The following is a 15,276-nucleotide window of genomic DNA, read 5'->3' as shown; positions in this document are numbered from 1 at the left end:
GCTGTTATCGGAAAGAGATCAACGTTGCGTGTGGACAATGCGCACGGAACGTGACAGAACTGGCTCAGCCCTGGGGCAATCCGTGACGTTCCCGCACCACCGAAACGATCTCGTCCATGATCCCGGTCAGCTCGTAGTCCTTCGGCGTGAAGACGCGCGCGATGCCGCGCTCGACGAGCAGCCGCGCGTCCTCGGGCGGGATGATGCCGCCGACGATCACCGGGATGTCCCCGGCACCGGCCGCACGGAGCCCGTCGACCACCTGCGGCACGACCTCGAGGTGCGAGCCGGAGAGCACCGACAGGCCGACGACGTGCACGCCCTCCTGCACCGCGGCCGCCACGATCTGCTCGGGCGTGAGGCGGATGCCCTGGTAAATGACCTCGAACCCGACGTCGCGAGCCCGCACGGCGACCTGCTCGGCGCCGTTGGAGTGCCCGTCCAGGCCCGGCTTGCCGACCAGGATCCGCAGCTTCTCGCCCAGTTCCTCGCCGGTCGAGCGCACCCGGTCGCGCACGCGGGACAGCTCGGCCGCGTCCCCCGACATGGCCGCCGCGGACACCCCGGTCGGCGCCCGGTACTCGCCGAACACCTCGCGCAGCGCGCCGGCCCACTCCCCGGTGGTCACCCCGGCCGCCGCGCACGCCAGCGTGGCGTCGAACAGGTTCTCCGAGGTCTTCGCGACCTCGCGCAGCCGTGCCAGCGCCTCGTCGACCGCCGTCTGGTCGCGCTGCCGGCGCCACTCCGCCAGCGCGGTGACTGCCTGCTTCTCCACCGCCGGGTCGACGGTCTCGATCGCCTTGGCGCCCTCGGCCTGCAGCGGGCTCGGCTCGGTGGTCTCGAACCTGTTGACGCCGACGATGATCCGCTCGCCGGCCTCGACCTCGCGCCGGTATTCGGCGAGCGAGGCGACCAGCTGCGACTTCATGTACCCGCTTTCCACCGCGGCCACCGCACCGCCGAGATCGGCCACCTGCTCGATCTCCGCGCGGGCGCCGGACACGATCTCCTCCACTTTGGACTCGATCACGTGCGACCCGGCGAAGATGTCCTCGTACTCCAGCAGATCGGTCTCGTAGGCCAGCACCTGCTGCATGCGCAGCGCCCACTGCTGGTCCCACGGCCGCGGCAGACCGAGCGCCTCGTTCCAGGCCGGCAGCTGGATCGCGCGGGCCCGGGCGTCCCGCGACAGCGCGACGCCGAGCATCTCCAGCACGATCCGCTGGACGTTGTTCTCCGGCTGGGCCTCGGTCAGGCCGAGCGAGTTGACCTGGACGCCGTAGCGCAGGCGGCGCGCCTTCGGGTCCTCGACGCCGTAGCGCTCGCGCGTGATCTCGTCCCAGAGCCGGGCGAACGCGCGCATCTTGCACATCTCTTCGACGAACCGCACGCCGGCGTTGACGAAGAACGAGATCCGGCCGACGACCTTGGCCATGTCGGCCTGCTCGACCTGGCCGGAGTCGCGGACGGCGTCCAGCACGGCGATCGCGGTGGACAACGCGTAGGCGACCTCCTGCGTCGGCGTCGCGCCGGCCTCCTGCAGGTGGTAGCTGCAGATGTTGATCGGGTTCCACTTCGGGATGTGGTGCACCGTCCAGGCGATCACGTCGGTGATCAGGCGCAGGCTCGGCGCGGGCGGGAAGATGTAGGTCCCGCGGGAGAGGTACTCCTTGATGATGTCGTTCTGGGTGGTGCCGGTGAGCTTGGCGAGCACCTCGTCGCGGTCGCGGCCCTCGGCGTCGGCCTGTTCCCGGGCGACGGTCACGTAGAGCGCGAGCAGCCACATGGCCGGCGCGTTGATCGTCATCGAGGTGTTGGCCTCGGCCAGCGGGATGCCGGTGAACAGGCGGCGCATGTCACCGATGTGGGAGACGGGCACGCCGACCTTGCCGACCTCGCCCTTGGCCAGCGGGTGGTCGGGGTCGTAGCCGGTCTGGGTGGGCAGGTCGAAGGCCACCGAGAGGCCGGTCTGGCCCTTGGCGAGGTTGCGGCGGTACAGCTCGTTGGAGGCCGCCGCCGACGAATGCCCCGCGTAGGTGCGCATGACCCAGGGGCGGTCCCGCTCGCGATCCGTGGGGTAGGGCATCGGTGCACCTCCAGATGAACGACACACAGAGCGTACTCGCCGGTAACTTCGCGCGCAGCCCCGCAAGGACGCACGTCACTGGGTGCGAAATCGGCCTGACCCCATGATGACGCCCGGGTTAGCCTGTCGGGTGTGACGTGGAGCCTGTACGCGAGTTACCTGGTGTTCGCCCTGCTGATCGCCGTGGTGCCGGGGCCGGACACGATGGTGGTGCTGAAGAACGCCCTGGCCGGCGGCGCACGCGGCGGGTTGTTCACGTGTTCGGGCATCGCGCTGGGCAACTTCGTGCAGGCGACGGCGGTCGGGCTCGGGCTGGGCACGCTGATCGTGCAGGTGCGGCCGCTGTTCGAGACCGTGCGCTGGGCCGGCGTGGCCTACCTGTGCTGGCTGGGGTTCCAGGCGCTGCGCGGCGCGTGGCGCGGGAACTACGAGGCGCTCGCCGGGCTGGACCGGCGGCGCGGCAACGGGCTGCGGCGGTTCCGCGAGGGGTTCCTGTCCAACATCACCAACCCGAAGGTGATGGCCTTCTACCTGTCGGTGCTGCCGCAGTTCCTCGACCCGGCGACGACCGGGGCGGCCGAGGCGCTGCTGCTGGCCTACACGGTGCTGGTGGTGGGCACGGTGTGGCAGCTGACGCTGTTGTTCCTGGTGCGCTGGGCGAAGACCTGGCTGAACCGGCGCCGCGTCCGCCGCACGATGGACGCGGTCACCGGCACCGCGCTGATCGGCTTCGGCGTCGGGCTGGCGGTGGAGTGAGTCAGAGCAGCGCGGCGAGGTCCAGCGTGACGGGGAACGGGTCGTGCAGGCTGACCTTGCCGGTGTCCACACCCGCGGAGGCGTAGACGCGAGTGGTGGGGTCGAGCCGGTAGCGGAAGAGCTGGATCAGCCGCGGGTCGTCGTTCGGGTTCTCAACCCGCCAGAAGTGCGGGATTCGCGCGTCGGCGTACTCACCCGGCTTGTCGATCCGGTCCGCCGTCATCGACCCGGGCGACATGACTTCGACCACGAGAAGGCAGTGTTCCGGACGGAGCACCGCGTCCTCGTCCAGCGACGAGTCGTACACCACGAGATCCGGTCTGCGGTTGAGCAGCGGCACGTCGCGGAGCCGCAGATCGACATCGAAATCGGCCTCATAGCCCGGGCCGCTCGCCTCGGCGAGGAGGTAGGACAGGTTGCGGATGATTCGCTGATGCACCCTGCGGGGGGCCGGATTCACGACAATGGCTCCATCGACGATTTCCAGACTGCGGCACACTTCCTCCGGAAGGGCTTCGTAGTCTGCCGCCGTCAACCCGTCGGGCGGGAGCACCATCCACTCGGGCAGCGCCGTCATCCGACCCCCAACCTCTGTGAGTTCCTGAGTTCGAGGCTACTTGACTTCCAACACCGTTGGAAGTAAAGGCGCGGTCAGGCGCGCTCCGCCGCGCCGATGACCCGCTCCACGCGCGCGCCCAGCCGGTTCAGATTCTCCACGAAGTACGGGTATCCGCGGTCGATGTGGAACACGTCCCAGATCTCGGTGACCCCGTCGGCGCACAGGCCGGCCAGCACCAGGCCCGCGCCGGCGCGGATGTCGGATGCCCAGACCGGCGCGGAGGACAGCTTCTCGACCCCGCGGACCACCGCGTGGTGGCCGTCGGTGCGGGCGTCGGCGCCCAGGCGGACCATCTCCTCGATGAACCGGAACCGCGCCTCGTACACGTTCTCCGTGATCATCGACGTGCCCTCGGACACCGCGGACAGCGCAACGGCGAACGGCTGCAGGTCCGTGGCGAACCCCGGGTAGGGCAGCGTCACGAAGTCGACCGCCTTGGGCCGGTCGTTCTGCACCACCCGGAAACCGCTCTCGTCGAACGTCGTGATCTCGGCTCCGGCCATCCGCAGCTTCTCCAGCACCAGGTCCAGGTGGTGCGGGTTGACGCCCTTGACCGTCAGGTCACCGCGGGTCATCGCCGCCGCGAACGCCCACGTCGCCCCCACGATCCGGTCGCCGATCACGCGGTGCTCGGTCGGGTGGAGCTCGGTCACGCCCTGCACGGTCAGCGTCGACGTGCCGGCGCCCTCGATCTGCGCGCCCATCTGGTTCAGCATCACGCAGATGTCGACGATCTCCGGCTCGCGCGCGGCGTTGTCGATCACGGTCGTGCCCTCGGCCAGGACCGCGGCCATCAGGATGTTCTCGGTCGCGCCGACGCTCGGGAAGTCCAGCCAGATCTGCGCGCCCTTGAGGTGATCGGCCTTGGCGACGACGCAGCCGTGCTCGATGGTGCTCGTCGCGCCGAGCGCGCGCAGCCCGTTCTGGTGCATGTCCAGCGGCCGGGAACCGATCGCGTCCCCGCCCGGCAGCGCGACGACGGCCCGCTTGAGCCGCCCGACCAGCGGCCCGAGCACGCACACGGACGCGCGCAGCTTGCCCATCGCGGGCGAGTCGGCCCGGTGGGACAGCTCGGACGGGGTCGTGATCTTCGCGGTGTCGCCGTCCAGGACCACCTCGCACCCGACGCTGCGCAGCACGTCCGCCATCAGCGGGACGTCCAGGATCTGCGGGCAGTTGGTGATCGTGGTGGTGCCCTCGGCGAGGAGCGCGGCCGCCATCAGCTTCAGAACGCTGTTCTTGGCTCCGACGACCTCGACCTCGCCCACCAGCCGCGCACCACCGTGCACGTCGAAGTGCTCGCTCATGGCCGTCATCATGCCTTCCGGTTCGGGCACCCGAACGGAGGGGCGGGACATAACAGAGGGCGACCGAGTTCGCACTATCGTGTGAAACACTGTGGCCTCTCACGGCGATTAGGCGCCCGGATGGCCCACTGACTGGGGGAACCTTGAGCGAAATGTTGACCCCACCGGCGCCGCCGTCCCTGCCCGAGGTGCACCGGGCGGAGATCGACGGCGTGCCGGTCTTCTGGACCGACCAGCCCGGCCGGCTCAGCGCGAGCCTGCTGTTCGGGGTCGGCCTCGCCCACGAGTCGTTCCTGGAGACGGGGATCACGCACCTCGTCGAGCACCTGGCCATGCGGCGGGTGCGCACGAGCCGCTACGAGAACAACGCCTCGACCGAGGTCCTGCACACCAGTTTCGACGTCACCAGCACCCCGGAGACCGTCGCGGAGCACCTGCGGCGCGTGTGCGAGTCCCTGGCGGACCTGGACACCGGGCCGCTGCGGCTGGAGCGGGGCGTGCTGCTGGCCGAGGAGCGCGGCAACGAGGGTCCCGGCGTGACCGCGTGGCTGCCGTCCGCGCTGTGGTTCGGCAACCGCGCGTTCGGCCTGGCCGGCAACGTCCAGCTCGCCGCCGTCCACGCCGGTCCGCAGCAGGCGCGTGAGTGGTGTGCGCGCTGGTTCCACCGCGGCAACGCCGCGCTCGTGCTGTCCGGCCCTCCCCCGGCCGGTCTGACGCTCCCCCTGCCCGACGGCCCGCCGCGGCAGCCGGTGACCGCCGAGCCGTTCGACCTGCCCACCCCCGCGCAGACGAGCATCCCCAACGGCGTGGTGGGCTGCGCGCTGGTCGACTGGACCGCGGAGACCGCGTGCGCGGCCGGGGTCCTCATCCACCGGCTCACCGACCGGTTGCGGCACCTCGAGGGCCTGGTCTACGACATCGCCTTCGACCACCAGATGGTGGACGCCCGACACGCCGTCCTGGGGTTCGGCACCGACGTGCCGGACAAGCAGGCCGCCCGGGTCGTCGACGCGATCCGCACCGAGCTGGCCGAGCTGGGCCGCGGCGGACCGACCGAGGAGGAGCTGGCGGTCGACCGGGCCGGGCTCGCCGAGGAGGTCGCCGAGCGGGACTTCGCCGTCTACCGGGCGTTCGACGCGGCGATGAGCGAGCTGACCGGGTGGCCGTCGGCGGCCGAGCACCAGCAGCGGGTGCTGGCCGGGCTCGATCCGGCGGCGGTCGCGGCGGCCGCGCGGGACCTGGCCGGGCGGCTGGTGCTGTGCGCGCCGGAGCAGCACGTGCCGCGGGACCTGCCGGAACTGCCCGGCAGCCCGCTGCCCGCGCCGCCGGGGCGGGAGATGAAGCGGGCGCTGGTCGGGTCGACCGCGCCGCGCGGCTACCGGCTCGTGGTGGGCGAGGAGGGTCTGTCCACGTACTTCGGGCAGAACCCGTCGCCCGCGGCCGTCGTGCGCTTCGACGACCTCGCCGGGGTCGGCATCGAGCACACCGACGGGCAGCTGCCGATCCTGCACCTGTTCGGCACGCACGGCGGGGCGATCACCGTGCGCCCCGGCGACTGGCGCGGCGGCCGGGCGCTGGTGCGGGACCTGCGGGCGCGAATCGATTCCGCGGTGTGTTTCGAGGCTCCGGAGGCCATGCGGCTGTTCGAGCAGTCGTAAGGTGCTCGGTATGCCGGTACGGATCAACCGCGTGTACACCAGGGTCGGCGACAACGGCACGACCGCGCTCGGGGACGGCTCGCGCGTGCCGAAGACCGACCCGCGGCTGGCCGCCTACGCCGACGTCGACGAGACGAACTCGGTGGTCGGGCTGGCGCTCGCGATGGGCGGTCTCGACGAGGAGATCGCGGTGGTGCTGCGCCGCGTGCAGAACGACCTGTTCGACGTCGGGGCGGACCTGTGCTCGCCGGTGGTGCCCGATCCGGAGTTCCCCCCGCTGCGCATCACCGAGGCCTACATCGAACGGCTGGAGGGCTGGTGCGACGCGTTCAACGAGCGCCTGCCGAAGCTGACGTCGTTCATCCTGCCGGGCGGCACCCCGGGCGCGGCGTTCCTGCACCAGGCGCGCACGGTGAGCCGCCGGGCCGAGCGGGCGGGGTGGGCGCTGGTGGAGGCCGACCCGGACCGGACGAACACGCTGGCGGTCAAGTACCTCAACCGGCTGTCCGACCTGCTCTTCATCCTGGCCCGGCTGGCCAACCCCGAGGGCGACGTGCTGTGGAAACCCGGCGGCGAGGCCTGATCGGTTCACCCCGGGCCAGCATGCGGACATCCTCATACCCGCCACCCGCGCGGCGATCTAGGTTCGTGCCATGAGCGACAACACACCGCTGCCGGGAAGCATCCGGCTGCCGGACGGGTCCTGGGTCCGCGGGCGCGGCCTGCGCCGCCCCCAGCCCACCGGCCCCGCGCCCCGATTCGGCCTCTACCTGGGCTCCGCGCGGCTGCGTCGCGAGCACGACGCCGGCCTCGGGTGGCCGCACACCTGGCTGGACTGGCCGGACTTCCGGCTGCCCCGCGACGAGGACGCCGCCGTCCGGGAGATCCGCGCCCTGCACGAGCGGGCGCGCGCCGGGGAAGCGGTCGAGGTCGCCTGTGCCGGCGGGGTCGGGCGGACCGGCACGGTCATCGCCTGCCTCGCCGTTCTGAGCGGCGTCGACCCCGCCGAGGCCGTCGCCTGGACACGGCAGCACCACCACCCCCGGGCGGTCGAAACGCCGGGGCAACGCCGCTGGGTGCGCCGGTTCACCCCAGGCTGAATCAGGAAGCTCTCGGCACCTGGCGTCCCGGCGGAGCGGACTCCAGCCAGGACAGGAAACCGGTCAGCGCGTCCGGCCCCATCGCGATCTCGATGGGCTCCTGGACCGCTGACTCGCAGCGCAGGACCGTCGCGTCCGAGGGCACCGCGTAGGCCTCGGTGCCGATCGGATCGCGGCGGTCGGCGATCATCAACGTCTCGCGTTCGAACACCCGGTCCGGGCCGGTGCGCAGGCTCCACACCCGGTACCAGGCGAACACCTCACCCTCGTAACGCCCCAGGCCCAGGTGCCAGCCGGCGCGCGCGTTGTCCGGATCCCACCGCAACGCGACGCTCACCCCGCCCTGGCGACGCATCCGCCCCCAGCGGAAGCTGTACCAGAACGCGACGACGGCAAGACCGAGCAGGACGACCAGGACAACGAGGGTGATTTCCACGGCCGGCTCCTGCTCGTCGCCGGATCAGACCGACTGACCGGCCGCGCGGAGCCGGGCGGTCGCTCTGGCGCGCTCCGCCTCGTCCTCGGCGCTCAGCGCGGACCGGGCGGCCTCGACGTCGATCTCGTCGGCCAGCTCCGCGGTCTCGGCGAGCACGCTCACCCGCTCGGCGGTCACGGACAGGAAGCCACCGTGGACCGCGGCGCGGACGGTCTCACCGTCCGTGGTCGTCACCTTGACGACCCCACCCTCGACGAGCTGACCGAGTACCGGTTCGTGACCCGGCATCAGGCCGATCTCACCCTCAGTGGTCTGCGCGACCACGAACGTCGCCTGGCCGGACCAGAGACGGCGCTCGACGGCGACAAGCTCGACGGTCATCTCAGCCACGTGGTTCTCCTTCGTTCCCGCGCCGATGAGCGCAGTCTAATAGGTTCGCGACCGGTTACGACAACGGCGGGGTGAGAGTCCTTAAAGGACACCCGCCCCGCCGTCGTCCCGACATCACTTGCCGGTGAGTTCCTTGTACTTCTTCTCGAGGTCCTCGAGGCCACCGATGCCCAGGAACGCCTGCTCCGGGTAGTGGTCGAACTCACCCTTGGTGATCTTGTCGAACGCCTCGACGGTCTCCGCGCGCGGCACGGTCGAGCCCGGCTGGCCGGTGAAGGTCTCGGCGACCAGCATGTTCTGCGACAGGAACCGCTCGATGCGGCGGGCCCGCTGCACGGTCAGCTTGTCCTCTTCGGACAGCTCGTCCATACCGAGGATGGCGATGATGTCCTGCAGCTCCTTGTACTTCTGCAGGATCCGGATGACCTCGGACGCCACCCGGTAGTGGTCCTCGCCGACGATGGCCGGGTCGAGGATCGTCGAGGTGGAGGCCAGCGGGTCCACGGCCGGGAAGATGCCCTTCTGGAACACCGACCGCGACAGCTCGGTGGTGGCGTCCAGGTGGGCGAACGTGGTGGCCGGGGCCGGGTCGGTGTAGTCGTCCGCCGGCACGTAGATCGCCTGCATCGAGGTGATCGAACGGCCCTTGGTCGAGGTGATCCGCTCCTGCAGCTCACCCATCTCGTCGGCCAGCGTCGGCTGGTAACCCACGGCCGAGGGCATGCGGCCCAGCAGGGTCGAGACCTCGGAACCGGCCTGGGTGAACCGGAAGATGTTGTCGATGAACAGCAGCACGTCCTGGTTCTTGACGTCGCGGAAGTACTCCGCCATCGTCAGCGCGGACAGCGCGACCCGCATACGGGTGCCCGGCGGCTCGTCCATCTGGCCGAAGACGAGCGCGGTGTCGTTGATGACGCCGTCCTCGCTCATCTCCAGGAACAGGTCGGTGCCCTCACGGGTGCGCTCGCCGACGCCGGCGAACACCGAGGTGCCACCGAAGTTCTTGGCGACGCGGGTGATCATCTCCTTGATCAGCACCGTCTTGCCCACGCCGGCACCGCCGAACAGGCCGATCTTGCCACCCTGCACGTACGGGGTGAGCAGGTCGATGACCTTGAGGCCGGTCTCCAGCATCTGGGTCTTGCCCTCGAGCTGGTCGAAGGCCGGCGGCTTGCGGTGGATGCTCCAGCGCTCCAGGTCCGCGCCGTAGCCCGGCTGGTCGAGGCAGTCGCCCAGCGCGTTGTAGACGTGGCCCTTGACCTCGTCGCCGACCGGCACCGAGATCGGCGCGCCGGTGTTGATCACCTCGGCGCCGCGGACGAGACCGTCCTGAGGGGCGAGCGAGATCGTGCGAACGAGGTTGTCGCCGAGGTGCTGCGCGACCTCGAGGGTGACCGTCTTGCGCAGCTGCTCGAACTCGACCTCGACCTTCAGCGCGTTGAACAGCTCGGGCACGGCGCCGCGCGGGAACTCCACGTCGACGACCGGGCCGGTCACCGAGACGATCCGGCCCTTGGTCCGGGTTTCAGTGGTGGTCATCTACTCATCACTTCCTACAGCGGCGAGCGCATCGGCCCCACCGACGATTTCGCTGATCTCCTGCGTGATCTGGGCCTGTCGCGCCTGGTTGGCCAGCCGGGTGTAGGTCTCCACCAGCTCGCTGGCGTTGTCCGACGCCGACTTCATGGCGGTGCGCCGGGCGGCCAGCTCGGAAGCGGCCGACTCGAGCAGAGCCGAAAAGATCCGCGTGTTGATGTACTTCGGCAGCAGGGCCGACAGCAGCCGGTCCGCGCTGGGCTCGAACTCGTACGCCGGGAGGATCTCGCCGGACTGAGCGGTGCCCTCCGCGCCGTCTTCCACGTACTCGACCTCGAGCGGCGCCATCCGCCTGGCGACCGGGGTCTGGGTCAGCATCGACTTGAACTCGGTGTACACGATGTGCACCTCGTCCACGCCCAGGATGCCGTCCTCGCCCGGGCCGTTCGCGTCGTCGTCCGCACCGGCGAGGAACGCCTTGGTCAGCGTCTCGCCCGCGGCGGCGGCGTTCTCGTAGTGCGGCTGGTCGGAGAACCCGGTCCAGCTGTCGACGACCTCGCGGTTGCGGAACCGGTAGTAGTTCAGGCCCTTGCCGCCGATGACGTAGACCTGGGGCTCCTTGCCCTCCGAGCGCAGCAGCGAGAGCAGCTCCTCGGTGGCCCGCAGCACGTTGGTGTTGTAACCACCGCACAGGCCCTTGTCACTGGTCACCACCAGCACGGCCGCCCGCTTCGGGTTGGGCCGCTCGACGAGGAACGGGTCGTCGAGGCTCGCGGCCCCGCTCGCCAGGGCGGAGAGCACCTTGGTGATCTCCTCGGCGTACGGGCGCGAAGCCTCGACCCGTGCCTGGGCACGGCCGATCCGCGAGGTGGCGATCAGTTCCATCGCCTTGGTGATCTTGCCGATCGATTTCGTCGCCCGGATCTTTGCCCGGAGCTCGCGAAGTTGCGCCATGAGCTATCCGGTCACTTCGTCGGGGCGGGCTTGTTGACCTTGACGGTCTCCTGCCCGACCTTGTCGGCGTCCATCGCCTCGGCCTCGGCCTCGTTCACGAGCTGCTCACCCGAAGAGGTGGTGAAGCCCTTCTTGAACTCGGCGGTGGCGGCGGCGACGCGCTCGGCGAGCTCGTCGGTCCACTTACCCTTGTCGCGGATCTCGGCGAGGATGTCGTCGTGCTTGTGGCGGATGTTCTCCAGCAGCTCGGAGTTGAACCGCGCCACGTCCTCCACCGGCACGTCGTCGAAGTGACCCTTGGTGCCCAGGTACACGGTGATGACCTGCTGCTCGACCGGGATCGGCGAGTACTGGGGCTGCTTGAGCACCTCGTACAGGCGGGCACCGCGGTCCAGCTGGGCACGCGAGGTCGGGTCCAGGTCGGAAGCGAAGGCGGCGAACGCCTGCAGCTCCTGGTACTGGGACAGGTCGATCCGCAGCGAACCGGACACCGTCTTCATCGCCTTGATCTGCGCGTCACCACCGACCCGGGAAACCGAGGTGGTCACGTCGACCGCGGGGCGCTGACCCGAGTTGAACAGGTCGGACTGGAAGAAGCACTGCCCGTCGGTGATCGAGATGACGTTGGTGGGGATGTAGGCCGAGATGTCGTTGGCCTTGGTCTCGATGACCGGCAGACCGGTCAGCGAGCCACCACCCAGCTCGTCCGACAGCTTCGCGCAGCGCTCGAGCAGCCGGGAGTGCAAGTAGAAGACGTCGCCGGGGAACGCCTCGCGGCCCGGCGGGCGGCGCAGCAGCAGCGACAGCGCGCGGTAGGCGTCGGCCTGCTTGGACAGGTCGTCGAACACGATCAGGACGTGCTTGCCCTGGTACATCCAGTGCTGGCCGAGCGCCGAACCGGTGTAGGGGGCCAGCCACTTGAAGCCGGCGGAGTCCGACGCGGGGGCCGCGACGATGGTGGTGTACTCCAGCGCGCCCGCGTCCTCCAGGGACTTGCGGACACCGGCGATGGTGGAGCCCTTCTGGCCGATCGCGACGTAGATGCAGCGGACCTGCTTGTTCGGGTCGCCGGTCGCCCAGTTGGCCTTCTGGTTGATGATCGTGTCGACGCAGACCGCGGTCTTGCCGGTCTTGCGGTCACCGATGATCAGCTGGCGCTGGCCGCGGCCGATCGGGGTCATCGCGTCGATCGCGGTGATGCCGGTCTGCAGCGGCTCGGACACCGGCTGGCGCTGCACGACCGAGGCGGCCTGCAGCTCCAGCGCGCGCCGGTCCTCGGCCACGATGTCGCCGAGGCCGTCGATCGGCTTGCCGAGCGGGTCGATGACGCGGCCCAGGAAGGCCTCGCCGACCGGGATCGAGAGGATCTGGCCGGTGCGCTTGACCTCCTGACCCTCTTCGATCTTCTCGTAGTTACCGAGGATGACGACACCGATCCGGCGCGGCTCCAGGTTCTGCGCCACACCGAGGATGCCGCCGGGGAACTCCAGCAGCTCGTTGGCCATGGTCGAGGGCAGACCCTCGACGTGGGCAACGCCGTCGCCGGTGTCCACGACGACGCCGACCTCTTCCCGGTTGACTTCGGGTGAGTAACTCGAGACGTAGTTCTCGATCGCGCTACGGATCTCGTCCGAGGAGATCGTCAGCTCCGCCATGTCGTTCCCGCTCTCTCGTTCCTGCAGGTGTGCAAAGTCTTGTGTGGTGTCAGGCCAGCTGCCTGCGCAGCTCGGCGATCCGGCCGGCGGTGCTGCCGTCGATGACCTCGTCGCCCACCCGGACGACGAGCCCGCCACCGAGGCGGGCGTCGATCTCGACGTGCAGCCCGATCGGCCGCCCGTAGATCCGGCGCAGCTGCTCGGCCAGCCGCTCCCGCTGCTCCGCGGACAGCTCGCTCGCGCTCGTGACGTACGCGACCGAGCGCTCGCGGCGCTCCGCGGCCAGCTGGACCAGCTCGTCCAGCTTGATCCCGACGCTGCGACCCGCCGACCGGCCGACGACCTGCTCGGCCAGGGCCAGGGTGATGTCGTCCACCTTGCCCTGCAGCAGGTCGCGCAGCAGCCTGCGCTTCGCGTCACCGGGTGCCGTCTGGTCGGACAGCGTCTGCTCCAGCTCCGGGTTGCTTCCCACGATACGGGCGATCCGGAACAACTGGTCCTCGACGGCGTCCAGCTTCCCGGCCTTTTCCGCACTGGTCAGCAGCGCGTGCCGGCCGAGCGACTCCGTCCCGTCGAGCAGTTCCCGCGGGCTGGACCAGCGTGCCGCGACCACGGCGTCGAGCACGCGCAGGGTCTGCTCGGACACCTTGCCGGCCAGCACCGAGCGGACCAGCCGGGTGCGGGCGCCCGGGTCGGACGAGGCGTCGGCGACCGCACGGCGCAGGCCGATCTCCCTGCCGAGCAGGTCGACCACGGCCAGCAGTTCGTTGCCGAGAGCGGCCGGGTCGGCGCCGGCCTCGCCGGTGACCTCGGCGAGCCGGGTCTCGGCGGAGGCGAGCGCTTCGCGGCTCGCGGCGTGCAGCGTCAGCGTCATCTGGGCTACTTTCCTGCTCCGTTACCGGCGCTGCTGCCGAGCTCGGCGAGGAACCGGTCGACCGTGCCACGGCGACGGACCTCGTCCTCGAGGTGCTCCCCGACGATCCGGCTCGCCAGCTCGATCGAGTTGCGGCCCAGCTCGTTGCGCAGCTCCGTGACGATCTGTGCCTTCTGGGCCTGCAGCGCGGCGTGGCCCTGGGCGATGATCCGGGCGGCCTCGTCCTGGGCCTCGGCCCGCAGCTCCTCCTTGATCCGCTCCGCCTCGAGGCGAGCGTCGTCGCGGATCTTGGCGGCCTCGGAGTAGGCGTCCTTGAGCTGTGCCTGGTACTTCGCGAGCGCCTCTTCGGCTTCGGCCTGCGCCTTCTCCGCCTTGGCGATGCCACCCTCGATGGCCGCCGTGCGCTCCTCGTACATCTTCTCGAAGCGGGGCACGGCGAACTTCTTGAGCAGCCACAGCAGGATCAGGAAGGCCACCAGGCCGAGGATGATCTCGCTGAGGTGCGGCAGCACCGGGTTCGGCGCTTCCGCAGCCAGCACGATCTGGGTCTTCACCACAACGACTCCTTCAGCGGTGAGCGGTTAACTCAGGCGGCGGAGGCGATGAAGTAGACGACCAGACCGATCAGGGCGAGCACCTCGGTAAGCACGAAGGTGGTCCAGGCGATACCCATGAGCTTGCCCTGGGCCTCCGGCTGACGGGCGGTGCCGTTGATGACGGCGGCCCAGATCAGACCCACACCGATGCCCGGGCCGATCGCGCCCAGACCGTAGCCGATGGCGGCGAGACCCGGGTTGAGGTTGACAGCGGTCTCGGCGGCCTGGGCAAGAACGATGTTGCTCACTTGCGTTTCCCTTTCACTCGGTCCGCTACCACGCGGATCGGGGGCTTTTCGGTTCGTTTTCTTCTAGTGGTCTTCGGCGAGCGCGGCGCCGATGTAGTTCGCCGAGAGAACGGCGAACACATACGCCTGGATCACCTGGATCAGCGCTTCCACGAAGGTCATCAGGATGGCGAACGCCCACGAGACCAGCGAGATGGGCTTGAAGACCCCGCCCGCGTGGAGCAGCAGGAACTCACCCGCGAGCGTGAACACCAGCAGGATCAGGTGGCCGGCGAACATCGCGGCGAACACCCGGACCGCCAGCGTGAGCGGGTTGAGGACGAACTTCTGCAGGAACTCGATCGGCGTCAGCAGGATGTAGATCGGGCCGGGCGCACCCGGCGGGACGGTCGCGTGCTTGAGGTAGCCCACGAAGCCGTGCCGCTTGAACCCGACGTAGTGGTACACCGGGTAGACCACCAGCAGCGACAGCGCGATCGGGAAACCGATGTGCGAGAACGTCGGGAACTGGACGATCGGGATGATCCCGAACAGGTTGTTGATCAGCACGAAGCTGAACAGCGTCAGCACCAGCGGGATGAACGGCTTGAAGTCCTTCGACCCGATCTGCTCACGCGCGATCCCGTTGCGCGCGAAGTCGTAGACGTACTCCGCGGCGAACTGCGCCTTGCCCGGCACGACCTTCAGCTTGCGCGAGGTCAGCAGGAAGAAGGCCGCGATGATGATCACCGACAGCACGACGAGGATCATCGGCTTGGTGACGCCGAGGAAGATCGGCGGCAGGTCGAAGTCTCCGGCACCCGGGGGCGCGAACGTGTCGCCCTCGGCCAATACCAGCGCGCCCAACTGGGCTCCTTCCGGTTCTCCCGGCCGGCGTTCACTCCGCCGGGGGAATCGTCACGATCTGGACTTAACGTACCCGATACGTTTCGGGTGGTTGGAGGCGGATCCCCTGAGTGAACACCGCGTGTACTTTCAGCCACTTGGGGGTTTCGGTACTACGATCTCCGACGGCAGAATCGGCCCACCCGGCTCAGGGGCCATCCGTCTCGATCGCCACG

The 15,276-nt window shown here is 69.6% G+C and carries 16 protein-coding genes; 4 read left to right on the top strand and 12 right to left on the bottom strand.

What is annotated here, in order from left to right:
* Positions 1-64: 64 nt before the first annotated feature.
* The gene (locus tag L1857_RS09455) at positions 65-2,086 is read right to left on the bottom strand and encodes a protein meaA (RefSeq protein ID WP_094006571.1); all 2,022 of its coding nucleotides are present in this window, start codon (positions 2,084-2,086) and stop codon (positions 65-67) included.
* A gap of 132 nt (positions 2,087-2,218) precedes the next feature.
* Between L1857_RS09455 and L1857_RS09450 the strand changes: the two genes are divergently transcribed.
* On the top strand, positions 2,219-2,842 hold the full coding sequence (locus L1857_RS09450) for a LysE family translocator (protein WP_167481468.1): 624 nt from the start codon (positions 2,219-2,221) through the stop codon (positions 2,840-2,842).
* 1 nt (position 2,843) lies between these two features.
* Here L1857_RS09450 and L1857_RS09445 read toward each other — a convergent pair whose 3' ends face one another.
* Positions 2,844-3,419, bottom strand: a complete 576-nt coding sequence (locus tag L1857_RS09445; protein WP_094006573.1) for a Uma2 family endonuclease — start codon at positions 3,417-3,419, stop codon at positions 2,844-2,846.
* Positions 3,420-3,493: 74 nt separating this feature from the next.
* Complete coding sequence (gene murA, locus L1857_RS09440) at positions 3,494-4,768, bottom strand: UDP-N-acetylglucosamine 1-carboxyvinyltransferase (protein ID WP_094006637.1); 1,275 nt, start codon at positions 4,766-4,768, stop codon at positions 3,494-3,496.
* 152 nt (positions 4,769-4,920) lie between these two features.
* On the opposite strand from murA, the gene L1857_RS09435 reads away from it, so the two are divergent.
* From L1857_RS09435 to L1857_RS09425, 3 genes are all read left to right on the top strand, one after another.
* Positions 4,921-6,426: a M16 family metallopeptidase gene (locus L1857_RS09435; RefSeq protein WP_249464863.1), complete on the top strand. Its 1,506-nt coding sequence runs from the start codon at positions 4,921-4,923 to the stop codon at positions 6,424-6,426.
* Between the two features lie 10 nt (positions 6,427-6,436).
* On the top strand, positions 6,437-7,009 hold the full coding sequence (locus tag L1857_RS09430) for a cob(I)yrinic acid a,c-diamide adenosyltransferase (RefSeq protein WP_094006575.1): 573 nt from the start codon (positions 6,437-6,439) through the stop codon (positions 7,007-7,009).
* 70 nt (positions 7,010-7,079) lie between these two features.
* The gene (locus L1857_RS09425) at positions 7,080-7,526 is read left to right on the top strand and encodes a protein-tyrosine phosphatase family protein (protein WP_116112701.1); all 447 of its coding nucleotides are present in this window, start codon (positions 7,080-7,082) and stop codon (positions 7,524-7,526) included.
* A 1-nt stretch (position 7,527) separates the two neighbouring features.
* Here the strand turns inward: L1857_RS09425 and L1857_RS09420 are convergent, their stop codons facing one another.
* The 9 genes from L1857_RS09420 to atpB form a co-directional block, all read right to left on the bottom strand.
* Positions 7,528-7,962, bottom strand: a complete 435-nt coding sequence (locus L1857_RS09420) for a DUF2550 domain-containing protein (protein WP_094006577.1) — start codon at positions 7,960-7,962, stop codon at positions 7,528-7,530.
* A gap of 24 nt (positions 7,963-7,986) precedes the next feature.
* Positions 7,987-8,352, bottom strand: coding sequence for a F0F1 ATP synthase subunit epsilon (locus tag L1857_RS09415; protein ID WP_094006578.1), 366 nt, complete (start codon positions 8,350-8,352; stop codon positions 7,987-7,989).
* A 114-nt stretch (positions 8,353-8,466) separates the two neighbouring features.
* The gene (gene atpD, locus L1857_RS09410) at positions 8,467-9,891 is read right to left on the bottom strand and encodes a F0F1 ATP synthase subunit beta (protein ID WP_094006579.1); all 1,425 of its coding nucleotides are present in this window, start codon (positions 9,889-9,891) and stop codon (positions 8,467-8,469) included.
* Positions 9,892-10,842 (bottom strand): F0F1 ATP synthase subunit gamma, encoded by a 951-nt coding sequence (locus tag L1857_RS09405; protein ID WP_094006580.1) that lies wholly within the window; start codon positions 10,840-10,842, stop codon positions 9,892-9,894.
* 11 nt (positions 10,843-10,853) lie between these two features.
* Positions 10,854-12,497 (bottom strand): F0F1 ATP synthase subunit alpha, encoded by a 1,644-nt coding sequence (gene atpA / locus L1857_RS09400; protein ID WP_094006581.1) that lies wholly within the window; start codon positions 12,495-12,497, stop codon positions 10,854-10,856.
* A 49-nt stretch (positions 12,498-12,546) separates the two neighbouring features.
* Positions 12,547-13,365: a F0F1 ATP synthase subunit delta gene (locus tag L1857_RS09395; protein ID WP_167481472.1), complete on the bottom strand. Its 819-nt coding sequence runs from the start codon at positions 13,363-13,365 to the stop codon at positions 12,547-12,549.
* An 11-nt stretch (positions 13,366-13,376) separates the two neighbouring features.
* A complete protein-coding gene (locus tag L1857_RS09390) occupies positions 13,377-13,928 on the bottom strand; it encodes a F0F1 ATP synthase subunit B (protein ID WP_094006583.1) in 552 nt (183 codons plus the stop codon).
* 29 nt (positions 13,929-13,957) lie between these two features.
* Entirely contained in the window at positions 13,958-14,215 is a 258-nt protein-coding gene (locus tag L1857_RS09385; RefSeq protein ID WP_020417788.1) for an ATP synthase subunit c family protein, read from the bottom strand.
* Between the two features lie 63 nt (positions 14,216-14,278).
* Positions 14,279-15,061, bottom strand: a complete 783-nt coding sequence (gene atpB, locus L1857_RS09380; RefSeq protein WP_205413346.1) for a F0F1 ATP synthase subunit A — start codon at positions 15,059-15,061, stop codon at positions 14,279-14,281.
* Between the last annotated feature and the right edge of the window lie 215 nt (positions 15,062-15,276).

The sequence above is a fragment of the Amycolatopsis thermalba genome, from assembly GCF_023376025.1.
Classification (GTDB): Bacteria; Actinomycetota; Actinomycetes; order Mycobacteriales; family Pseudonocardiaceae; genus Amycolatopsis_E; species Amycolatopsis_E thermalba.
The sequence above is the reverse complement of the archived record's forward strand: the minus strand, read 5'-3'. Positions and strand labels throughout refer to the sequence as shown.